This window comes from Haloarcula sp. H-GB5 (genome assembly GCF_054850705.1).
Window position 1 is genome coordinate 1 of sequence record NZ_JBTWBG010000017.1, and the last position, 2,888, is coordinate 2,888.

Sequence of the window (2,888 nt, forward strand, 5' to 3'; positions counted from 1 at the left end):
CAGCGCGCGACGCCACTGACAGACTCGCGATGCTCGTCTGTCGTGTCCTCGTTCGCTGGTGCTCACTCGGACGACGGGGCGCTGCGCTCGGCGCGGTCGCGCGCCTCACGCCGGTCCAATCGTGCCTGCAGTGGCGGGCGCGATCCCCGCCAAGAGTCGGCGGTTCCCCGGCTGAATGCCACACTAAATTACGATATCGTGAAGATGAGAAAACAAGGCGCGTTATACTTGTTGGGAATCGGATACAAAGCTCCGGACAAGGTGGTGTGGTCGCCGACCGGTGACTGTCGGGTTGTGCGCCACGAAGGGGCGAAGCGAGCGAGGGTCGAGCGTGGGTCTGCCAGCACTGGCTCAGTTCGCGTGTGGTCGTGATCGGCGTGGCCCTGGACATCCGTGGCCGGCGACGTGCGTGGCACAGTGGACTCGCATGACACTCGGTGGGGCTGGCTCACCGTGAGCAGTCCCGGTCGGAATCTGGGGAGTGAGGCGGGACATATCTGTGCTCCAATAGTTATGGTCGGGGGCTGAGTGGGCGGGCTTTACTCTATCCGAGTTCCGTCGCTCGTTACCGGCAATTATATTCTATTTCTTATGTATCGCTGTTTCCAGAGCCCGCCTCACGACTGAATCTCCAAAGGACAAGATAAAGAGTGTCTTACATCGGCGGTTTTCGGTGAATAATTCGACCGCCATCTTGCGATTTAGGTTTGTGTCAGTCGGGGGGTGGTGATTCACTGCCGGTGATTCAAACCGGGTGAAAACCGCCGCCGTATTGCGATTTCAAGGATTTAATAGTAGAAATAAAGATAAGTATCGAAATTTGATAGAATAGGAGATAGACGTTCTTGGTATCCACTCTTACCGGCGGCGTAGAGAGAATTACAGTCGCAGAACAGCACAAAAGTATTAGATATTCTATACAGGGGAACGAGTTCACAACGGCGGATTACATGAACTCAGATACGTCGCGCTCCTCCTCTTTTGACTCAGTTTCGTCCCGCTCTTCAGTCTCGTTTGAGTCTCCCTCTGCATCTGATTCAGTGGGTGATTCACCGCCTTCCTGCTGGTCAGATTCCGTCCCACCTAAGCTGGAATCTGGGTCCGACTCAGAGAAGAGTCCCCCAGTGTTGTCGTCGGACTGCTGGTCGTGATCGCCACCGTCGTCCTTACCTTCTTTATCTGATAGGTCTGGGCGGTCTGTGTCCGGAGACGTGACGGCAGTGTTTGCTGCTGTCTGGTCGAGTGGGTCGGTCGACTCGTCGTCGCCCAACCCGTCTGTCGTGTCGGCGGTTGGCTCGACTTCGGAGTCACGATCCGGGCCACTCTCTCTGGACTCATCGCCGTCGGTCTCACCAAGTGACCCACGGAGTACGTCGTCGAGTCGGGCCCGAGTGAACGAGAACCAGCTGTCACTCTCGATGTCAGTGTCATCCTCAGTGGGTTCCGGTTCCGAACTGCCCGGCGACTCCGCACCCTGTGCCGGGAGGCTATCGCGAACGTCGTCTAGTTCGTAGGACTGGCCGTGGACCCACGTCGTCCGAGAGACAGCAACGCACTCACCGGGCTGGAAGTCTCGGAGCAGGCCGGATGTGACCGGCGTTTTGTCCTTCTCTTTGTACGTGTCCCGAGCCTGCGTTCGTGGATTTTCACCGCGCCCCTGGTGGCTCATCGAGACCATCTCGGAGCGATCATACTGACGGCTTTCGCCGAGTTCGTCGAGGATGAAGTCCGTCGACTCAGTGTCTCCCGGACCAAAGTAGACTCCCTGCGGGCAGTTGCCGACAATGCCAGATATTGTACTGTATGTGTCCTTGAGCTGGCCGATTGTCTGGACGCCGACCAATGCCCGTGCCTTGTGTTTCCGGCCTCGGGCCGTGAGATTCGTCACCTGAGTAAGTGCCGGCAGCGCGTCAATCTCGTCGAGGATGTGGACCGTCGGATTCGAGGCGTTCATCGCGTAGCGGATCGACCAGTCTACGAGCAGCTGATACATCGGTCCGAGCGTTTCCAGTTCCGTCGGGTTCGAGTCGATGATGAGGACTCGCCCTTCCGGGTTCTCGATGTACTCTTGCAGGGAGAACTCTCCGTAGTCCCCGAAGTCGCCGGTGAAGACGGGGTCAACGTTCTCCTTGATGGTCTGGTAGACGTTCTGTGCACCTTTCCCCTTGTCAGGGTCGATATGACCAGAATCCAGCCGGTCGAACTCGTCAAGGGCTTTCTTGAGCGCGATATGACCCTCGTTGAGCAGCGAGACGATATCGGCGTGGCAGAGCGCGTGACGGCGATTGTTCTTTTGTGCGCTAAGATGCAGGTACATCAGCATCTCCGCAAAGGTCTGTTTGGCGGGCCGGTGGAACGGGTCGTGGCCGTCGGCTTCGCCGAAGATCGCGCCGGCGACCTCGCGGAAGTCCGACTCCGAATCGGCGTCCTTGAACAGATTCCAGACTACGTCGCTATCCTCGTGCCGAATGCGCTGAACGTCGAAGCCCAACTCCTCGTAGAATGCTTGAAAGTCCTCGCCGGTGTCGTGGGCGATGACCGCTGTGTTACTGTAGTACGGGAACTGGTAGGCTAGCAGCTTCATCATCGACGTCTTCCCTGACCCGGTCTCGCCCACGACGGCTGTAGAGACATCTTGGTCGAGCGTGAACGGCATCTCGGCCTCTTCGTGTTCGTGAGAGACTTCTTCGAGTGGGACGACAGACTCCCCGTCGTCGTGGTCCCACTGATTCATCGCGAGCATTTCCGGCGAGGTTCGACGAAGCAGTTCCCCGGAGAACACGATACCGATTGAGATGGCATACAGGATCACCGTGGTCGAGTACGAGACCATCGGCAGCGACAGGCCGGGCACGGTGAAGTCAGCGAACAGTGTCCCCACTGAGATA

Annotated in this window: 1 protein-coding gene; it reads right to left on the reverse strand. The window is 58.0% G+C overall.

The features are described 5' to 3' along the window. Positions 1-946: 946 nt before the first annotated feature. On the reverse strand, positions 947-2,888 hold a 1,942-nt coding region (locus ACYJ11_RS21230; RefSeq protein WP_461649372.1), incomplete at its 5' end, for a type IV secretory system conjugative DNA transfer family protein.